The sequence below is a fragment of the Streptomyces anandii JCM 4720 genome, from assembly GCF_014650655.1.
Taxonomy (GTDB): domain Bacteria; phylum Actinomycetota; class Actinomycetes; order Streptomycetales; family Streptomycetaceae; genus Streptomyces; species Streptomyces anandii.
Genome location: NZ_BMVJ01000003.1, coordinates 134,237 through 137,098, shown reverse-complemented (window position 1 = coordinate 137,098; position 2,862 = coordinate 134,237). Strand labels below are relative to the sequence as shown.

Genomic DNA, 2,862 nt, shown 5'->3' with positions numbered 1-2,862 from the left:
CACGCACTCCTGCGCGACCCCGGGCCCGATCACCTCCGACAGCCCGTAGATGTCGACCGCGTCGATCCCGAACCGCTCCTCGATCTCCCGCCGCATCTCCTCCGTCCACGGCTCCGCCCCGAACACCCCGACCTCCAGTGAGGTCCCGCGAGGGTCGACGCCCTGCCGCTCGAACTCGTCCAGCAGCGTCAGCATGTAGGACGGCGTGACCATGATGATCCGCGGCCGGAGATCCTCGATCAGCCGCACCTGCCGCGCCGTCATGCCCCCCGAGGCCGGCACGACCGTGCAGCCGAGCCGCTCCGCGCCGTAGTGCGCGCCGAGACCGCCGGTGAACAGTCCGTACCCGTACGCCACGTGCACCACGTCACCCGGGCGCGCGCCCGCCGCGCGCAGCGAGCGGGCCACCATGTCCGCCCACATGGACAGATCGGCGTCGGTGTAACCGACCACGGTCGGCCGCCCGGTCGTCCCGCTGGAGGCGTGGATGCGGCGCACCTGGTCACGCGGCACTGCGAACATCCCGTACGGATAGTTCTCCCGCAGGTCCGCCTTGGTGGTGAACGGGAAGCGGGCCAGATCGGCGAGCGACTCGCAGTCCTCGGGGCGCACCCCGGCCTCGTCGAAGGACCGCCGGTAGAACGGCACGTTCTCGTACGCGTGCCGCAGCTGGGCCCGCAGCCGCTCCAGCTGGAGCGCCCTGAGCCCGGGCGCGTCGAGCCGTTCCCCCGAGTCCGGCACCGGCACCTGGTTCGCATACGCCATCGGGGTCTCCCTCACCTGCCACCACCATACGTCGACCGACCATTCGGTCGAGATCCGGAGATCAGTAATCCAGGCGCCCCCGGCCCGGGGCAAGACCCCGGGCGCAGAAAATCCCTGGCGGCCGCCGCCTCCCACCAGCCAGGATCGGCTCCGTGCCGACCTTCACCGCACCCGATGGAACCGAACTGGCCTACCACGTGCGCGGGCAGGGCGACCCCCTGGTCGTGCTCCCCGGCGGCCCCATGCGCGCCTCCGCCTACCTCGGCGAGCTGGGCGGGCTCACCGCCCACCGCACCTTGATCCTCCTCGACCCGCGCGGCACCGGCGGCTCCGCGGCGCCCGCCGACCCGGCGACGTACCGCTGCGACCGCCAGACCGGCGACGTGGAGGCGCTGCGCGCCCACCTCGGCCTGGAGCGGACGGACCTGCTCGGGCACTCGGCGGGCGGCAGCCTCGCGGCCCTGTACGCGGCCCGCCACCCGCACCGGGTGTCGCGGCTGGCGCTGATCACCACCGCCCTGCGCCCGCTGGGCCTCGCGGCCACGGCCGAGGACCGGCTTGCCGCAGCCCAACTGCGCGCCGACGAGCCCTGGTTCGAGAAGGCGCACCCCGCATTGCGCGCCTGGCTGGGCGGCAACGGCCCGTACGACCCGGCGTTCACCCCGTTCTTCTACGGCCGCTGGGACGCCGCCGCCCGCGCCCACGCGGACGCGGAGGAGGAGCAGACCAACGAGGAGGCGGCCGGACGCTACTTCGCAGAGGCCGTGTTCGACCCCGCCGCCACCCGCGCCGCGCTGGGCGCGCTGACCGCCCCGGTCCTCGTCCTCGCCGGCGGTCTCGACGGAGGCCCCTGCCCGGACCTGGCTCTGCGCGCCGCCGAGGTGTTCCGGCACGCCGAGTTCGCGGTCCAGCCGGGCGCCGGGCACTACCCCTGGATGGACGACCCGGAGTGGTTCGCGGACCGCGTCACCGGCTTCCTGGACCGATCGTGACCGGCTTCCTGAGCCGATCGTGACCGGCTTCCCGGACCGATCGTGACCGGCTTCCCGGACCACCCGTGACCCGGCCCGCTCGCGAGCGGACTCAGTCGTCCGCCGCGGCGGCCACCTCGCGCGCCCAGCGGTAGTCCGCCTTGCCGCTCGGCGACCGCCGGATGGACTCGGTGATCACCAGTTGGCGCGGGATCTTGTAACCGGCCAGCCGGTCGCGGCAGTGCGCCTGGATGTCCCCCAGGGAGGGCCGCGCCACGCCCTCGCGCAACTGCACCACCGCCGCCACATGGCTGCCCCACCGCGCGTCCGGGACCCCGGCCACCAGCGCGTCGTAGACGTCGGGATGAGCCTTGAGGGCCTGTTCGACCTCCTCCGGATACACCTTCTCCCCGCCGGTGTTGATGCACTGCGAGCCCCGGCCGAGGACGGTGACCACGCCCTCCTCGTCGACCGTCGCCATGTCCCCGAGCAGTACCCAGCGCTCGCCGTCCTTGACGAAGAACGTCTCGGCGGTCTTGGCCGGGTCGTTGTAGTAGCCGAGCGGCACATGGCCGCACTGCGCGATCCGGCCGGTCCCGCCGGGGGCGACCGGTTCGCGGGTGGCCGGATCGACCACACGCGTACGGGAGTTCATACGGATGCGGAAGCCGCGCCCGGGGCCGGAGTCCTCCGTCGCCGTACCGTTGAAACCGGACTCCGAGGAGCCGAAGTTGTTCAGCAGCATGGCGTTCGGGACCAGCTCCCGGAACTGCTGCCGCACCGTCTCCGACATGATCGCGCCCGAGGAGGACACGCTGAACAGCGACGAGCAGTCCGTGCCCTTCATCGGCCCGCCCAGCGCGTCGATCAGGGGCCGCAGCATCGCGTCGCCCACCAGCGAGACGCTGGTGACCTTCTCCTTCTCGATGGTGCGCAGCACCTCCTCGGGCACGAACCTGCGGTGCAGCACGACCCGTTGACCGAAGCCGAAGCCGATGAACGCGGTGAGGGTGGAGGTGCCGTGCATCAACGGGGGAGTGGGGAAGAAGGTGATCCCGTCGCCCCCGGCGGCGACGCGCTCGGCCAGTTCCTCCGGCCTCTTCACCGGCTCGCCCGTGGGCGCGCC

The 2,862-nt window shown here is 72.8% G+C and carries 3 protein-coding genes; 1 reads left to right on the top strand and 2 read right to left on the bottom strand.

The features are described 5' to 3' along the window. On the bottom strand, window positions 1-765 hold a 765-nt coding region (locus tag IE249_RS36480; protein WP_229857714.1), incomplete at its 3' end, for an AMP-binding protein. Between the two features lie 152 nt (window positions 766-917). Between IE249_RS36480 and IE249_RS06630 the strand changes: the two genes are divergently transcribed. Further along, a complete protein-coding gene (locus tag IE249_RS06630) occupies window positions 918-1,757 on the top strand; it encodes an alpha/beta fold hydrolase (protein ID WP_189703824.1) in 840 nt (279 codons plus the stop codon). Between the two features lie 91 nt (window positions 1,758-1,848). Here the strand turns inward: IE249_RS06630 and IE249_RS36475 are convergent. After that, the coding region (locus IE249_RS36475) for an AMP-binding protein (RefSeq protein ID WP_229857712.1) at window positions 1,849-2,862 on the bottom strand (1,014 nt) is incomplete at its 5' end.